Source organism: Herbaspirillum sp. GW822-FHT03A08, assembly GCF_058801885.1.
In genome coordinates, this window is record NZ_JBXANR010000005.1 from 337758 (window position 1) to 352730 (window position 14973).

Annotated in this window: 13 protein-coding genes; 4 read left to right on the top strand and 9 right to left on the bottom strand. The window is 59.6% G+C overall.

Features of this window, described 5'->3' with window-relative positions; genetic code table 11:
• Nucleotides 1–90: 90 nt before the first annotated feature.
• From AC1RN6_RS17715 to AC1RN6_RS17725, 3 genes are all read right to left on the bottom strand, one after another.
• A complete protein-coding gene (locus tag AC1RN6_RS17715; RefSeq protein ID WP_493006759.1) occupies nucleotides 91–2952 on the bottom strand; it encodes a DNA translocase FtsK in 2862 nt (953 codons plus the stop codon).
• 153 nt (nucleotides 2953–3105) lie between these two features.
• Nucleotides 3106–3537: a cupin domain-containing protein gene (locus AC1RN6_RS17720; protein ID WP_493006760.1), complete on the bottom strand. Its 432-nt coding sequence runs from the start codon at nucleotides 3535–3537 to the stop codon at nucleotides 3106–3108.
• A gap of 25 nt (nucleotides 3538–3562) precedes the next feature.
• Complete coding sequence (locus AC1RN6_RS17725; protein WP_493006761.1) at nucleotides 3563–4003, bottom strand: carboxymuconolactone decarboxylase family protein; 441 nt, start codon at nucleotides 4001–4003, stop codon at nucleotides 3563–3565.
• 222 nt (nucleotides 4004–4225) lie between these two features.
• Here AC1RN6_RS17725 and pdxR point away from each other — a divergent pair, with 222 nt between their 5' ends.
• Complete coding sequence (gene pdxR / locus AC1RN6_RS17730; protein ID WP_493006762.1) at nucleotides 4226–5674, top strand: MocR-like pyridoxine biosynthesis transcription factor PdxR; 1449 nt, start codon at nucleotides 4226–4228, stop codon at nucleotides 5672–5674.
• 31 nt (nucleotides 5675–5705) lie between these two features.
• On the opposite strand, the gene AC1RN6_RS17735 is transcribed toward pdxR, so the two are convergent.
• Nucleotides 5706–6116 carry a hemerythrin domain-containing protein gene (locus AC1RN6_RS17735; RefSeq protein WP_493006763.1) on the bottom strand — a complete coding sequence of 137 codons (411 nt, stop codon included), beginning with the start codon at nucleotides 6114–6116 and terminating at the stop codon, nucleotides 5706–5708.
• Nucleotides 6117–6267: 151 nt separating this feature from the next.
• Nucleotides 6268–7449, bottom strand: a complete 1182-nt coding sequence (gene hmpA, locus AC1RN6_RS17740; RefSeq protein ID WP_493006764.1) for an NO-inducible flavohemoprotein — start codon at nucleotides 7447–7449, stop codon at nucleotides 6268–6270.
• Nucleotides 7450–7638: 189 nt separating this feature from the next.
• Here hmpA and norR point away from each other — a divergent pair, with 189 nt between their 5' ends.
• Nucleotides 7639–9198 (top strand): nitric oxide reductase transcriptional regulator NorR, encoded by a 1560-nt coding sequence (gene norR, locus AC1RN6_RS17745; RefSeq protein WP_493006765.1) that lies wholly within the window; start codon nucleotides 7639–7641, stop codon nucleotides 9196–9198.
• Between the two features lie 114 nt (nucleotides 9199–9312).
• On the opposite strand, the gene AC1RN6_RS17750 is transcribed toward norR, so the two are convergent.
• The gene (locus AC1RN6_RS17750; RefSeq protein WP_493006766.1) at nucleotides 9313–11046 is read right to left on the bottom strand and encodes a methyl-accepting chemotaxis protein; all 1734 of its coding nucleotides are present in this window, start codon (nucleotides 11044–11046) and stop codon (nucleotides 9313–9315) included.
• Nucleotides 11047–11270: 224 nt separating this feature from the next.
• Here AC1RN6_RS17750 and AC1RN6_RS17755 point away from each other — a divergent pair, with 224 nt between their 5' ends.
• Nucleotides 11271–11786 carry a nucleoside deaminase gene (locus AC1RN6_RS17755; RefSeq protein ID WP_493006767.1) on the top strand — a complete coding sequence of 172 codons (516 nt, stop codon included), beginning with the start codon at nucleotides 11271–11273 and terminating at the stop codon, nucleotides 11784–11786.
• 16 nt (nucleotides 11787–11802) lie between these two features.
• Here AC1RN6_RS17755 and AC1RN6_RS17760 read toward each other — a convergent pair whose 3' ends face one another.
• Nucleotides 11803–12558 carry a DeoR/GlpR family DNA-binding transcription regulator gene (locus AC1RN6_RS17760; protein WP_493006768.1) on the bottom strand — a complete coding sequence of 252 codons (756 nt, stop codon included), beginning with the start codon at nucleotides 12556–12558 and terminating at the stop codon, nucleotides 11803–11805.
• A gap of 231 nt (nucleotides 12559–12789) precedes the next feature.
• Here AC1RN6_RS17760 and AC1RN6_RS17765 point away from each other — a divergent pair, with 231 nt between their 5' ends.
• Nucleotides 12790–13380: an NUDIX domain-containing protein gene (locus AC1RN6_RS17765; RefSeq protein ID WP_493006769.1), complete on the top strand. Its 591-nt coding sequence runs from the start codon at nucleotides 12790–12792 to the stop codon at nucleotides 13378–13380.
• Between the two features lie 11 nt (nucleotides 13381–13391).
• Here AC1RN6_RS17765 and AC1RN6_RS17770 read toward each other — a convergent pair whose 3' ends face one another.
• Both AC1RN6_RS17770 and AC1RN6_RS17775 read right to left on the bottom strand, forming a co-directional pair.
• Entirely contained in the window at nucleotides 13392–13568 is a 177-nt protein-coding gene (locus tag AC1RN6_RS17770) for a hypothetical protein (RefSeq protein WP_493006771.1), read from the bottom strand.
• Nucleotides 13565–14722, bottom strand: a complete 1158-nt coding sequence (locus AC1RN6_RS17775; protein ID WP_493006772.1) for a PepSY-associated TM helix domain-containing protein — start codon at nucleotides 14720–14722, stop codon at nucleotides 13565–13567. The genes AC1RN6_RS17770 and AC1RN6_RS17775 overlap by 4 nt, the downstream gene beginning before the upstream one ends.
• Nucleotides 14723–14973: the final 251 nt, after the last annotated feature.

Consider the following 14973-nt stretch of genomic DNA (forward strand, 5'->3'; position numbering starts at 1 on the left):
TCCCAGCGAACCCTGGGACCCCGTGTCGTGACAAACGTCGGTATGACGCTGGGTCCTGACTTTCGTCAGGACGACGGCAATGCAGGCCGTTTATAAATCAGGAGGCGGCGGCGCCAACACATCTCGGCTGCCGCTCTTGGACATGGAAGACAGGATGCCTGCCGCTTCCATCTGCTCCACCAGCCGCGCGGCGCGGTTGTAGCCGATGCGGAACTGGCGCTGCACCGACGAGATCGAGGCGCGGCGGCTGCGGGTGACGTAGGCCACGGCTTCATCGTACAGCGGATCGCTTTCGTCGCCCGGTTCGCCGAACATATCACCTTGCTGGGGCTCTTCGGAGGCCGGACCGGCCAGGATCGCTTCTTCGTATTGCGGCTCGCCGTGAGCCTTCAGATGTTCCACCACGCGGTGTACTTCCTCATCCGACACAAAAGCGCCGTGCACACGTTGCGGATAGCCCGAGCCCGGCGGCAGGAACAGCATGTCGCCGTGGCCGAGCAAGGTTTCCGCACCCATCTGGTCCAGCACTGTGCGCGAGTCGATCTTGGATGACACCTGGAAAGCCACGCGCGTCGGGATATTGGCCTTGATCAGGCCGGTGATCACGTCGACTGACGGCCGCTGCGTTGCCAGAATCAGGTGAATGCCGGCGGCGCGCGCTTTCTGCGCCAGGCGGGCGATGAGTTCTTCGATCTTCTTGCCCGCGACCATCATCAGGTCGGCCAGCTCGTCGATAACCACGACGATCATCGGCAGGCGATCCAGCGGCTCCGGCGCATCCGGCGTCAGCGAGAACGGATTCTTGACGTATTTCTCGGCGGCGACGCCATCCGCAATCTTCTGGTTGTAGCCGGCGAGGTTGCGTACGCCCAGCGCCGACATCAGGCGATAGCGTTTGTCCATCTCCGCCACACACCACGACAGCGCATGCGCTGCCAGCTTCATGTCCGTGACGACCGGCGCCAGCAGGTGAGGGATGCCGTCATAGACCGACAATTCCAGCATCTTGGGGTCGATCATGATCAGCCGCACTTCGTCCGGCGTGGCCTTATAGAGCAGCGACAGAATCATGGCGTTGATGGCTACCGACTTGCCTGAACCGGTCGTCCCCGCCACCAGCATATGGGGCGCACGCGCCAGATCGGTCGCCACCGGCACGCCGGTGATGTCCTTGCCCATGGCCAGGGTCAGGTGCGAGGCCGAGCGCGCATAGGCTTCAGACTGGATGATTTCCGCCAGGCGGATCATTTGCCGCTTGGGATTGGGCAGTTCCAGACCCATGCAGGTTTTGCCGGGAATGGTCTCCACCACGCGAATCGAAGTCAGTCCGAGCGCACGCGCCAGATCCTTCATCAGATTGACGATCTGCGCGCCACGCACGCCCAGCGCCGGTTCGATCTCGAAACGGGTGATCACGGGCCCGGCGTAAGCGCCCAGCACGGTGACGGGGACTTTGAACTCTTTCAGACGCTGCTCGATCAACTGGCCGATTTCCACCAGCTGCGCTTCATCCATTTCCACCGGCATGTCGCTGCCCTGATCGAGCAGGTCGATGCCGGGCAGAGCGATGTCAGTCGGCCGATAAGGCGTGAATGTCTCTGCGGCCGTGATTGCCGATATCGCCGGCTGAGGCGTGGCAGCAGGCGCTTGCGTCCAGGTGCGGATCTGCATGGGCGCGGTGGGAACAGATTCAGCCGAAGTTACGGATGGCGCAATGTAAGGCTCTTCGGGTGCGTCGAACAGGAGCGGGGTTTCAATCGCAGGGGCAGGGGCGACTGCAGGCGAAGGGGGAGTCGCAACCGCAACCGGTTCCCAAACCGGCTCAACCCGCGTGTCGATGATGCTGAAAGGCTCAGGAGTGATGACGGCTTCCGGTTCCGGCAGATCAAATGGCAGCGGCGCAGGAATGGTTTCTACCGGGGCTTGCTGTGCCGCGGCGGACGAGGTCACTGCCGGCGGCGGAGCTGGCACCGCAGGGGTGAAGGAAGGCGTAACGGCGGGCGCCGACGGCGGAGCCATTGCCTGCGCCAGTTGCGGAACCGCTGGCGCAGCCCCATGAGAAGGCAGGCGCGCCGCCAGGGTAGCACTCAGCGAAGTCGGAATCGACTGGCTTCGGTCGCTGGCGGTGCTGATGCGCACCTTGGTGCTGCTGCCGGGAATCGGCGTAATCCGGGGTTTACTGATGATGCTGTTGGCAAGCGAAGGTTTTGGCGCAGCCTGATGAGCGGGCGCCGGGGCCGGTTCGGACGCTTGCGTCGCGGTGGAGCGCGCCAGCATGGCTTGCGTCGGGCGCAGCGCTTCAAACGGCGCCCATTCGGAGGCGGGGCGCGCCGGTCGCTTGAGCGGCTCGCTTGAACGCGGTGTGCTCGGCCAGTTGCCGGCCGGTGTCTGCGATGGATTGGCGCTGCGCGGCATTTCATTGGGCAGCGGCCAGGGATCGCGTTTGCGGGTAAGGGGGCCGAACGGCTGCGATGTTTGTGTTGCGGCTTGCGACTTGATGGCTTTGGGCGCCTGCCCGGCAGGCAGGTTGCGTACTGTCGGCGGGATGTTGGCTTGCGTGCGGCGCGGCACCGACGCTTGTGCGGGTAGACCGGCGGTATCGGACTCGTCGTCTACGACCACTTTGCGGCTGCGTCCGAACAACCAGAACAGCCCCAGCAATCCGCTTGCCAATAAAGCAAGTACGCCGATGAGTTTGCCGACGCTGGCGGAGACGCCGCGCGCCAACGCCTGACCGAAGAAATCGCTTTCCAGCGCGACATCGCCCTGGCTTCTCAACATGGATTCGATGGCGCTGCTGGCGCACAGGAGGATCAGCGTGCCCAGCCAGATGCGGATGGAGCCGCGTCCGCGCAGGCCTTTGCCGGACAGCAACGACACCAGTACTCTGCCGAGCAGGGGCAGTATCCACAAAAACGACCAGCCGAACCAATCAAGTAAAAATAAGCGCATCCGCTAAGTTTACAGGAAGCCGGGCCGCAAACTGAAATTTCCAACCGGAAAAAACAAAAAATTGGAGAGCACCAGGCAGAAAAAAGCCCGCTTCCCAAGATGCAAAGGCATCCGTCGGGGGGAAGCGGGCTGGGGGAGACGTGTTTTCGCTACCTACTTTTCCAGCGGCACGGTTAGTGGCTGACCGTCCTGCACCAGCGACCAGACCAGCAATTTTGCCGGGTTGGTGCTGCTGGCGTTGCGCGACACCAGATGTGGCGTATTCGGCGCTTCGTACCAGGACTCGCCGGCCTTGTAAGTCACAGTCGCGCCGCCTTGCAGCTGCGACACGACTTCGCCTTCAAGCACATAGGCGAAGATCGAGCCGGGATGGCGGTGTGCGGTCGAACTTTCGCCCGGGCCGTAGGCCACTACGGCCATGACGCCGCTTTTGCCGGGTGCATCCGGCAGGGCTTGATGCTGCAATGGCGTGACGACTTCGCGGCCTTGCTCATCCTTGTGTTTGCCGTCGTGGGCGCCGGCGTTCGCGGCCAAGGCCAGAAAACTCGCCAGCAGCGCGCTTCTGGCAGTAGAAATGAATCGCATGTCAGGCTCCTTGTCCCTTGCCGGCTCAGGCAACAGGCATCTTGCGGAAGCCGATGGCAAAACGGTTCCAGGCGTTGATGGTGTTGATGGCCAGCGTCAGGTTGACCAGTTCGGCATCGGTGAATTGTGCGCGCACCAGAGCGTAGTCTTCGTCAGGCGCACCGGTTTGCGAGATCAGGGTCAGCGATTCGCTCCAGGCCAGGGCGGCGCGTTCGCGTTCGGTGAAGAACGGGGTTTCGCGCCAGACCGGCACGGCGTAGAGGCGGCGTTCAGTTTCGCCGGCCTTGCGAGCGTCGGCGGTGTGCATGTCGACGCAGAAGGCGCAGCCGTTGATCAGCGAGACGCGCAGGCGGACCAGTTCCAGCAGGGAGGTTTCGAGGCCGAGTTTGCCGACCACGTTTTCGAGAGCGATCATGCCCTTCAGGACTTCAGGGGAAGCTTTGTAGAAATCGACGCGTTGTTCCATGGTAATGCTCCTTGAGAGTGAGTAAAAATCTGAAAAAAGTCGTTTGGCGTCTGCCAGGCTTCGGTATCCGGTTGCCGTTGTTGCTTAGCCAGTGACGTCATCTTAAGGAGTCCAATACCGCGCACGGATAACCAATTTTCTGAAAAATGAGGAGACCACTTCCGGCGCTGCCGCTAAAATCACCGGTGACAAGAACAACTACGACATGCATCCGGAGCGCTCATGGAGCTACACATCGTTATCGAGGGATCCAAAGACCTGGCCGGACAGGTCTATCGCCAGATGCGCGACGCCATTCTGACCGGGCGGCTGATGCCGGGCGAACAAGTGCCGCCGTCGCGCCTGTTGGCGACGCAACTGGGCTTGTCGCGCAAAACGGTGTCCGAAGCCTACAGCCGCCTGACGCTGGATAAATTGCTCGTCGGCCAGATCGGCAGCGGCACGTTCGTCAATGCGCCGCCCGAGGCAAGGCCGAAACCGAAGCGCTTTGAAAGCGGAGACCTCGCAGCGGGAAATCTGATTGAACACTGGCTGAATCAGTCTTTCCCCTTGTCGATGCGGCACGTCGGGCCGGAAAGCCGTTCGCTATACGATTTTCAGGGAGGCATCCCGGTACGCCGGCAGTTTCCGCAGGAAGAATGGCGACAGTGCGTCCTGTATGGTTTGCGCCAGAGCAGCAATTCAAGCGGCTTTTATGCGGAGACTGAAGGCTTGCCGGCGTTGCGGGAAGCGATAGCGCGTCACGTGTCGTTCTCACGCGGCGTGCAATGCACGGCTGCGGATGTGCTCGTGACCAACGGCGCGCAACAGGCGCTGGACCTGATTGCGCGCGTGCTGGTGGAGCCGGGCAGCATGGTGGCGGTGGAGGATCCCGGCTATCCGCCGGCGCGCATGCTGTTTTCCGCGCAGGGCGCTACGGTGGCCGGTATTCCGGTCGACAACGAAGGTATGCAAGTTGATCGCATTCCGGATGGCACGCGCCTGATCTACGTGACGCCGGCGCACCAGTTCCCGCTCGGCATGCCGATGAGCCAGGCGCGGCGGGATGCCTTGCTGGAACGCGCGCGCGAACTGCGAGCAATCGTCATTGAAGACGATTACGACAGCGAGTTTCGCTACGAAGGGCGTCCGCTGGACTCCCTGCAAAGCCGGGATCAGGACGGTCTGGTGGCCTTCGTCGGCACCTTTTCAAAGACGATCAATCCGGAGCTGCGGGTGGGCTACGTGATTGCGCCTCCGGCAATCCGGCGCGCGATGACGGTCGTCAAGGGACTGTCGGACTGGCATACGCCGACCATGACGCAATGGGCCATGGCCAAATTCATCGACGACGGCTATCTCCAGAAGCACATCCGGCGCTGCCACGGCATCTACGTCGCCCGGCGCGAGAAGCTTCAGGCCGCTTTCAACGGCGATCTCAAGCCCTGGATGCGCGCCGTGCCGACCAATGCAGGCTTTCACCTGGCGGCAGAGATGACGGCCGAGGTCGACATGACGCAACTGGTCAGGCTGGCGCGCCGCGTGGATGTGGCGCTGTACACGCTGGACGAGTTTTACTATCAGGCCCCACCGCAGCCGGCCTTGTTCTTCGGCTATGGCGCGATCGAGTCGCTCGATATTGAAGTGGCGCTGGGACGGGTGAAGACGATCCTGACTGAGCTGACGTCGTAGCGCGCGGGGTGCATCAAACGGCTTAAACCGATTACGCAACCTCGATCATCGGGTAAAAGTCGCGATCTTCACGCTGCATGCGTTCGAACAGGATTTTCAGTACGCGGTTCGCCTCGGCCCGGAAACCTTCCGGATCGGCCATCAGATGTCCCGCATCATTCCATTTGCGAGCAAATTCGCCGTACGTCTCTGCGATGTGCGTCATTTCGTGCTGATACTGCTTGCCCAGCATCGCCAGGCGCGGGTTATTGGCCTCTTGCAAGGCCGGGTAGAGGAATTTGTCCTCAATGGACAAGTGCAGCTTGATGACTGAACTCATTTTGATCACCAGCGCGGCGATATCGGCGGCGTTCTGGGGGATGCCTTCATGAGACAGCTCCTTGAGCTTGCGGATGCTGTTGAAGATGGCAACGTGCTGATGTTTGTATTTGTCGATGTTCATGAGGTGGCTCGCTTGCCCTGTTTTTCTGTATCGGGCCTGAAGTAAAAATGGGTGAGAGAAAAAAACGCCGGACCATGCTCATGCACGATGTCGCCCGATCCGGCGCAAACCTCACAACGCTGTTAAACCTTGTTTTCGCAGTGTTTCAGTATCAATCCAGCGATGACGCCGGGCCGAAGAACTCGTAACGGCTTTGCGCTGCCGGCACGCCGAGGTCGCTCAGATGGCGCTTGACGGCTTTCATGAAGGACTTGGGACCGACGAAATAGGCGTCCACATCCATCGACGCAGGCAGCCAGTTGCCCAGCTTGTCGCGGTCGAGGTAGCCGATCGCGTGTGGCGCCTGGTCCTGTTCGCGTTGCTGCTCGTAGCAGAAGTAGTGCTGCAGTTGCGGATGCTCTTGCGCCAGATCCGCAATTTTCTTGCCGAAGGCATGTACGCCGCCGTGACGCGCCGCGTGAATGAATACCACCGGGCGCCTGGTCGGCAGCACCGCATCCAGCATCGCCAGCATGGGTGTGATGCCGACGCCGCCACTGATCAGCACCAGCGGCTTCTCGCCGGCGGTCAGCGTGAATTCGCCGGATGGCGGCATCAGGTCGATGGTCTTGCCGACCGTCATATGGTCGTGCAGATAGTTCGATACCTTGCCGTTCGGCTCGCGCTTGACGCTGATGCGGTACATCTTGCCGTTGGGCGCGGCCGACAGGGAGTATTGACGACGCATTTCTTCGCCGTCGACATCGACACGCAGACCGATATACTGGCCCGGCTGGAACGCCAGAATGGCCTTGCCGTCTTCCGGCGCGAAGTAGAAGGAGGTGATTTCGTCGCTTTCGTCGACCCGGCGCACCACCACGAACTTGCGCACGCCGCGCCAGCCGCCGTCGGCGGTTTCTTTGGCGGTATAAATGCCTTCTTCAGCGCCGATCAGGATGTCGGCCAGTTGTCCATAGGCAGCGCCCCAGGCCTCGATCACCTGGTCGGTGGCGATCTCGGCGCCCAGCACTTCACGGATCGCGCGCAGCAGGCAGTCGCCGACCATCGGGTAATGTTCCGGCAGGATCTGCAGGGCGACGTGTTTGTTGACGATGGTGCTGACCAGGCCGCCGAGCTGTTCCAGTTGATCAATGTGGCGCGCATACATCAGCACGCCGTTGGCCAGTGCGCGCTGCTGATCGCCGCTGCCCTGATGCGCTTTGTTGAAGTAGGGGATGACCTGCGGATAATCGCGCATCAGCATTTTGTAGAAATGCGTGGTCAGCGCTTCGCCGCCGCTTTCCAGCAGAGGAACGGTGGATTTGACGATGGCACGGTGAGCATCGGATAGCATGAAGAGCCTCTTTTTGTCTGGGTGAACCGGGAAAAACCGGCAAAAACATCGAAATGTCGCTGTAAAAAATCATTTCGTCCCTGTTCTCTATACAATCTCCATGCCAGAAGAAAAATCCTTTACAATCAGTTGCTTAGAAATTTGACGAGTCAAATTGACCCGAGTCAAATCGACACGAAAAGAGTAAAAATGACTCCAAAGCTCTTGCTGGACGCGCTGATTCCCCTGATGGCCGACCTGTCGCGCGAGATGCACGACAGCGAACGCTACCGTCGCCTGCTCGATACCTTGCGCATGATGTTTCCTTGTGACGCTGCCGCTTTGTTGCGGCTCGATGGCGAGGTCTTGGTCCCGCTGGCGATTAACGGCTTGAGCAGCGACACTCTCGGTCGCCGCTTTCGCGTAAGCGAGCATCCGCGCTTTCGCATCCTGTTATCCAACGTGCCGCCGACACGCTTTCCAGCGAATTCGTCGCTGCCCGATCCTTATGACGGATTGGTGGAGGCGCATTCAGGCGAATTGCATGTGCACGATTGCATGGGATGCCAGATCACGATGAATGGACGGCCCTGGGGTTTGCTGACGCTGGATGCCTTGGGCCCGGGACGCTTCGACTCGGTCGATACGGCGTCCTTGCAGGCCTTCGCCAGTCTGGCGGCGGCGACGGTCAACGTTGCTGAGCGCATCCACGATCTGGCTACCACCAGCGAGCAGGAGCGCCAGCGCGCCGAAGCCTACCGGCTGGCGGCCAACCAGAGCCGGCGCGAGCTGATCGGCCAGAGTCCGGCGCACAAGAAAATGATGAAAGAAATCCGCCTGGCCGGGCCGAGCAACATGACGGTGCTGATCACCGGTGAGACCGGCGTCGGCAAGGAACTCGTCGCCAACGCCATTCACGCCGCCTCGCCGCGCGCGCGCAAACCCATCATCAGCCTCAACTGCGCCGCGTTGCCGGAAACTCTGGTCGAGAGCGAATTATTCGGTCACGTGCGCGGCGCGTTTTCCGGGGCTGTCAGTGATCGGCGCGGCAAGTTCGAGCTGGCCGACGGCGGCACCTTGTTTCTCGATGAAGTCGGAGAATTGTCGCTGGCGGTGCAGGCCAAGTTGCTGCGTGTGTTGCAAAGCGGCCAGATCCAGCGCGTCGGGTCGGACGAAGAGCACAAGGTCGACGTGCGGGTGATCGCCGCCACCAACCGCAATCTGGAAGAGGAAGTGCGCCAGGGCCGCTATCGCTCCGACTTCTATCATCGGCTGAGCGTCTACCCGTTGGTGGCGCCGCCGTTGCGCGAGCGCGGGCACGATATTCTGCTGATCAGCGGATTTTTCCTGGAAGAAAACCGTTTCCGGCTGGGTTTGCTGAGCCTGCGTCTGGCCACCGATGCGCAGGAAGTACTGCTCGGCTATCGCTGGCCGGGCAACGTGCGCGAGCTGGAACACGTAATCGCCCGCACTGCGCTCAAGGCACTGGCGAAACATCCGGAACGCCCGCGCATCCTGACGCTGGAGGCGGAGGATTTTGATCTGGTCAATGAATTCAAGCCCTTGATATCGGAGCAGGAAGAGCAGATCCAGACTGAGCTGGACCTGCAAAACGGCAGCAGTCTGCGCGATGCCGTCAGCGCCTACGAGCGCCGTCTGATCAGCGCCAGCCTGGCGCGCAACGGCGGCAATGTCGCATCCACTGCGCGCGAGCTGGGGATTGATCGCGCCAATCTCAACCGCATGGCAAAACGGTTGGGGCTGAAATAACGCTCTGAATCGTCATCGTCGTCCCAGCGCACGCTGGGACCCCGTGTCGTTACGACCGTCTTTACGACGCTGGGTCCCGACTTTCGTCAGGACGACAGCTTCGGTTTCTTCGACTTAAAACTGCTCCCACGAGCCGCTGTCATCAGTAGCCGGGGCGGTAGTTGCAATCACTTTCCTGGCCGATGAAGCCGCCGGGGCTGTAGATTTGGCGGGTAACGGCGCCGGTTTCGGCGTGATGTTGACGGTGCGTTTTGTTGCTGCGGCGACATGCGCATGGTTTTGTGGCTGCACCATCGCATTGCGATCCAGCTTGAAGACGCTGACCGTCTGCGACAGGTTGCTGGCCTGTTCCTGCAGAGATTGTGCTGCTGCGGCGGCTTCTTCCACCAGTGCGGCGTTCTGCTGCGTCACTTCATCCATCTGGGTAATCGCGCGATTGATTTCATCGAGGCCGACGCTTTGTTCCTGGCTGGCGGCAGTGATTTCTCCGACGATGTCGGTGACACGCTTGACGCTGCTCACCACCTCATCCATGGTGGTGCCGGCCTGTTCCACCAGCTTGCTGCCGACGTCGACCTTGGCGACGGAATCGTCGATCAAGGTCTTGATTTCCTTGGCCGCGGCGGAAGAGCGCTGCGCCAGACTGCGTACTTCCGACGCCACGACGGCAAAGCCGCGCCCCTGTTCGCCGGCGCGTGCAGCTTCGACAGCGGCATTCAGCGCCAGGATATTGGTCTGGAAGGCGATGCCGTCAATCACGCTGATGATGTCGACGATTTTGCGCGACGACTCATTGATCGAGCCCATGGTGTTGACCACCTGTTCGACCACGTTGCCGCCCTGGACTGCCACTTCCGAGGCCGAGACGGCCAACTGATTGGCTTGACGGGCATTGTCGGCGTTCTGCTTGACGGTCGAGGTCAGTTCTTCCATTGCCGACGCCGTTTCTTCCAGCGATCCGGCCTGTTGCTCGGTGCGCGATGACAGATCCATGTTGCCGGTGGCGATTTCGCTCGAGGCGGTGGAGATAGTGTCGGTGCCGCTGCGTACGCTGGTGACAATGCGCAGCAGATTGTCGTTCATCAGTTTGAGCGCGCCCAGCAACTGGCCGGTTTCGTCGTTGCTGTCTTGCCGGATATCCGCAGTCAGATCGCCATCAGCCACCTGGCGCGCCACCTTGACGGCTTCGCCCAGCGGATGCGAGATCAGACGGGCGATCCAGATCGCCAGCGCCAGTGCTGCGACGACACATACTGCCAGCATGCCGATGATCCACATGCGCGAACTGGCGTAGGTTTCGTCCGCCGTCTGGCTGGAAATTTCGGAGCCGTGATCGTTGACTTCGACCAGTTTGTCGATCATGTCGATCATCTGGCGGTAGTTTTTGGTGGAGTCACCCTTGAGCAAGGTGCGTGCTTCTTCGTTCTTGTTCTGGCGGGACAGGGCGATGATCTTCGGATGCTCGCCGACAAAAATATCGATGGCCCTGGATACATCCGGGAAAGCCGCCCGTTCGGCCGGTTCGGTCATCTGACCTTCATATTTCTTGCGCAAGGCAAGCAAGGTCTCGATTTGTTTGTTGACGGACTGCTCGATCTCGTCGAATTCTTTGGGATCGGATGCGAGGATGTGCTGTTGTTCGAAACTGCGGACGCGGGCAGCGGTAAACTTGAGTTGGGCCAGCGTGCGTATGGTTGGCAGCCAATTGGTCGAGATGTCTGTGGAAGCCGTGTTGACCTTGTCCAGCTGAACAATGGCGAAGATGCCCAGACAGATGACAAGCACGATTATCGACAAAAAGGTCGCGATCAGTTTGGTAGCGATTTTTAAGTTATAAAACCATTTCATTATTGTCTCCTCGCTGTGTTGAGCGCAGATGCACATCGCATTCCCGCAGGAATGTGTGTTTGTAGAATTGCATATAAATTAACTTTGTTCAAACAAATGCGAATATTTTTTATATCTTTTTGACTAATTTGCATCTTGCAATTTCGCATCGTTTTGCAGGTGGCATGGCAGTTGCTTCGCATCAATGAAGCGTTATTCAAAGACACGAAAAAAGGAACAATGTCATGCAGCAAGTATCGGATTTCCCGCCCCAAGGGCTGAGCCCGACTCAGGATCAGATCCGCCGCCATTTGCATCGCTCGAACGAGGTGGCCAAACGCGCCGTGAGCATCGGCCACCATCCGTTCGGCGCGATCCTGGTAGGTCCCGATCAGGAGACGGTACTGATGGAGCAATGCAATGTGGATACCGTCAATCACGCCGAAGCCGTGCTGGCGCGCACGGCGGCGCTGAACTATTCGCCGGAGTTTCTCTGGAGCTGCACCTTGTACACTTCGGTGGAGCCATGCTGCATGTGCGCCGGCACCGCGTACTGGGCCAACATCGGACGGGTGGTGTATGGCATGACCGAGCGTCAGTTGCTCGACGTGACTGGCGCGCATAAAGAGAATCCGACCATGAGCGTGGATTCCCGCTACGTATTTGATCATTGCCAGAAGCCGGTCGAGCTGATCGGACCGATGCCGGATATGGTCGATGAGATTGTGGAGTTGCAGCGCAGCTTTTGGGCGTCCCGCTAAAAACCGTCAAGCGGGCTTAAGCCAGCGTAATCTCGATGCCTTGCGCCTGATATGGCGCGATCAGTTCGGGCGCCGTATCGCGGTTGACGACGATGCGGCCGACTTCGGCCAGCGGTACGATTTCGAAGGGGGAAGTCGTTTCCAGCTTGTCCGGTGACGCCAGCACGACGGTTTCCGCCGCAGCACGGCTGAAGGCGCGCTTGATTGCGGCTTCTTCAAAATCCAGCGAAGTGATGCCGGTACGCGGATGGAGGCTGCATACGCCCATGAAATATTGATCGGCGCGCACCCTGGCGATGTCGTCGATAGTGCTGCTGCCCATCGCCACCACCGAATGCTTGAACAACTTGCCGCCGATGATAATGACGTCGATGTGAGCGTGCGTGGACAGCTCCACCGCGATCGAAGGACTGTGCGTGACTACGGTCGCATGCAGATCAGGTGCAAGATGGCGCGCCAGTTGCACGCAGGTTGTACCTCCATCGATGAATACCACCTGGCCCGGTTGCACCAACGCGGCAGCAGCACGGCCGATGTCGGTTTTGGCCCCGGGTTCAATGCCCTGGCGGTTGGCGAACATCACCATCGGTGGCGTGATCGGCAACGCGCCGCCATGCACGCGCCGCAATAAACCTTCCTTCGCCAACTCACGCAAATCTCGCCTGATGGTGTCTTCGGACACTTCCAGTTGCTCGCTCACGGGCTTGGCGACAATGCGGCCATCCTGGCTCAGCAGGTCGAGCAAATGTTTTTTTCGTTGGCTGGTCAGCATGGATTTTCCCGTTTTATGTCACTTTGTTTTCGATTGGAACCGGCGTCAGTGTACAAGATAACGTGCAAATTCGTGCAGTATCGTGAATATTTTCATTGATTATTGCACGAATATTCTTGATATTTCGCGATGTTGCATGATAATTTAAATAAAGCAGGCATGTTCACGCATGCATCGGTACATGCGAAAAACAGGCCTGCATTCATGTATTCACTGCACAGGAGCAAACAGATGGAAAACGAGCGCGTCCGCATCCGCAATGTCGAGGTCTTGTCCGACGATTGGTATCTGCTGAAGAAAACCACCTTCGACTATCGCCGCGCCGACGGCGTCTGGCAGACCCTCAACCGCGAAACCTACGACCGCGGCAACGGCGCCACTATCTTGCTGTACAACCGGCAAAAGCGTACCGTGATCCTGATCCGGCAATTCCGTTTTCCGACGTATCGCGACGGCCATGATGGTTTTCTGGTGGAGACGCCGGCCGGACTGCTGGACAATGCCAGCCCGGAACAGCGCATTCGTGAAGAGGTGGAAGAAGAAACCGGCTATCGCGTCGGCGACGTACGCAAGGTGTTTGAAGTGTTCATGAGCCCCGGTTCAGTGACCGAAAAGCTGCATTTTTTTGTCGGTGAATACGCCAGCGACGAACGTGCAGGCGAGGGCGGCGGCAATGTCGCCGAAGGGGAGGACATCGAGGTCATGGAAGTGCCGATTCAGCAAGCGCTGATGATGATCGCCGAGGGCGAAATCGCCGACGGCAAGACCATCATGCTGTTGCAGTACGCACAATTGCACCTGTTCGGCGCAGGGCCGAACTAGGAAAACTTTCATCAGGCGGCTTTGACCGCGCGCCACTGACACCAGATGTGGCGCGTAACAACGATTACCGGCACGCCGAGACCGATCCAGCACAGCCAGTCCCAGATGCCGTCGCCAAAAATGCCGGCCGCCAGTCCCGCCAGCGATAACACGCCGAGCAGAATGGGCATACCCCAGGTTCCCTTCATATTCTTTCTCCAGTCAATTCCAGTGATGCGGATTCCGCGGTGGAGGCAGATGCCGGCGCATGGTGGCCGCGGCGATGGCGCTTGAGCCAGACCACGAAGCCGGTCACGGTCGCACCTGCCGTCATGATAGTCAATAGGGCCCACAGGATTTGCAAAGGCCGTCCGGCATAGTTGCCGAAATGGAATGGGCCTGACAACAGCAGCACCTGCAAATACCACGGCATGCCGCGTACCGCCGACACATCGGCGTTCTGCGCATCGACCATGGCGATGGTGAAGACGCGCTTTTCCAGCTCGCTATGTCCGCGCAAGACGACGCCGTAATGGCGACCGGTCGAGTATTCCGTGCCTGGATAAAACACATAGGCGATGTCCTTGCCGGGTACGGTGGTCTTCGCTGCGTCAATGGCCTTGTCCACCGCCACCAGATGAGACGGCGCAGGGCCGGGCAGGGTGTCGATCAGGTGCTGCAGCTCAGTCTTTTGCCACAGGCCCAGAATCAGCGGCGAGAATGACAGGAAGGTACCGGTCAGGCCCACTACCAGCGCCCACACCATCACCACGATGCCGAACAGGTTATGGAAGTCGGCATTGACCACGCGCGTGGTCTTGCCGAAACGCAGCAGGCCGAAAGCCAGCTTGCGCATGAAGGGCGCGTACAGGATCAACCCGCTGACCAGGCTCAGCACAAAGATGATGCCCATCACACCCATGAACAACTGTCCCGGCAGACCGAGGAACAGATTGACGTGTAGCTTGAGGAGAAAACCGCTCACGGTTTCGCCGGGAACGGTATTGCTGCGCTCGCCGGTGGCGCCATTGAACTGCACGCTCTTGCCGACGGCCAGTTTGGGTTCGCCGGGAGGACCGATGCGTACATTGACGAAATTGTCGTCACCGAAAAAGATCGATTTCGGCGCTTGCCCGACATGCATCGCCTGTGCCACGTCGATCAGCGATTGCACCGACGGTCTGGCTTTTTCTGCGGCTTGCGACAGAGCGGGTTCGGGATGTCCCTGGCCGAGCAGATCGTCGATGTCTTCGTGAAAAATCAGCAGCAGGCCGGTCAGGCACAGCACCAGCAGATTGAGTGTGCAGATCAGGCTGGTCCAGCGATGGATGGCATACCAGGTCCGCAGGGTGGACGCTTTCATAATGGCTTCCGTAGTCTTTCTTATTTGATGAAAACTGTCCGGCGCCGCGCTTGCTGCGGTGTGCTGGTCTCCGGTACATGGATGACGGCGATCGGCTTCGATTCGCGTCGGGTGACATGGCTGCCGAGTCGGAAGACTTCGGGCGCTGGCTTTGCCGGGGAGAATTATAAATGAAAATAATTCGCATCGACGCCAAAAAAGAATTGTGCCGCAGCAAATTGATTAAATCGAAGAAGATGCGGATGGATTGC

Coding starts and splice junctions, on each gene's coding strand:
- AC1RN6_RS17715 (WP_493006759.1), bottom strand. CDS start 2,952: ATGCGCTTATTTTTACTTGATTGGTTCGGCTGGTCGTTTTTGTGGATA.
- AC1RN6_RS17725 (WP_493006761.1), bottom strand. CDS start 4,003: ATGGAACAACGCGTCGATTTCTACAAAGCTTCCCCTGAAGTCCTGAAG.
- AC1RN6_RS17770 (WP_493006771.1), bottom strand. CDS start 13,568: ATGAAGGGAACCTGGGGTATGCCCATTCTGCTCGGCGTGTTATCGCTG.
- norR (WP_493006765.1), top strand. CDS start 7,639: ATGACTCCAAAGCTCTTGCTGGACGCGCTGATTCCCCTGATGGCCGAC.
- AC1RN6_RS17735 (WP_493006763.1), bottom strand. CDS start 6,116: ATGAACATCGACAAATACAAACATCAGCACGTTGCCATCTTCAACAGC.
- AC1RN6_RS17765 (WP_493006769.1), top strand. CDS start 12,790: ATGGAAAACGAGCGCGTCCGCATCCGCAATGTCGAGGTCTTGTCCGAC.
- AC1RN6_RS17750 (WP_493006766.1), bottom strand. CDS start 11,046: ATGAAATGGTTTTATAACTTAAAAATCGCTACCAAACTGATCGCGACC.
- AC1RN6_RS17720 (WP_493006760.1), bottom strand. CDS start 3,537: ATGCGATTCATTTCTACTGCCAGAAGCGCGCTGCTGGCGAGTTTTCTG.
- AC1RN6_RS17760 (WP_493006768.1), bottom strand. CDS start 12,558: ATGCTGACCAGCCAACGAAAAAAACATTTGCTCGACCTGCTGAGCCAG.
- pdxR (WP_493006762.1), top strand. CDS start 4,226: ATGGAGCTACACATCGTTATCGAGGGATCCAAAGACCTGGCCGGACAG.
- AC1RN6_RS17755 (WP_493006767.1), top strand. CDS start 11,271: ATGCAGCAAGTATCGGATTTCCCGCCCCAAGGGCTGAGCCCGACTCAG.
- AC1RN6_RS17775 (WP_493006772.1), bottom strand. CDS start 14,722: ATGAAAGCGTCCACCCTGCGGACCTGGTATGCCATCCATCGCTGGACC.
- hmpA (WP_493006764.1), bottom strand. CDS start 7,449: ATGCTATCCGATGCTCACCGTGCCATCGTCAAATCCACCGTTCCTCTG.